Origin of the sequence: Allofournierella sp. CML151, assembly GCF_027853465.1 — a bacterium.
Lineage (GTDB): Bacteria > Bacillota > Clostridia > Oscillospirales > Ruminococcaceae > Allofournierella.
Genome location: NZ_JAPNNW010000059.1, coordinates 1 through 254, shown reverse-complemented (window position 1 = coordinate 254; position 254 = coordinate 1). Strand labels below are relative to the sequence as shown.

At 48.4% G+C, this 254-nt stretch carries 1 rRNA gene; it reads left to right on the top strand.

From position 1 onward, the window contains the following. Nucleotides 1-35: 35 nt before the first annotated feature. Nucleotides 36-254 (top strand): 16S ribosomal RNA (locus PH256_RS15235); the annotation flags it as partial.

The window sequence follows — 254 nt, the reverse complement described above, 5'->3', positions numbered from 1 at the left end:
CGATTTAATTCAGAGTAATCTGGTTTAAATACCATTTTATGAAGAGTTTGATCCTGGCTCAGGACGAACGCTGGCGGCGCGCCTAACACATGCAAGTCGAACGGAGCTTGTTTGTTTGATTCTTTCGGGATGACGACTTATAAGCTTAGTGGCGAACGGGTGAGTAACACGTGAGTAACCTGCCCCAGAGTGGGGGACAACAGTTGGAAACGACTGCTAATACCGCATAAGCCCACGGTGTCGCATGACACAGA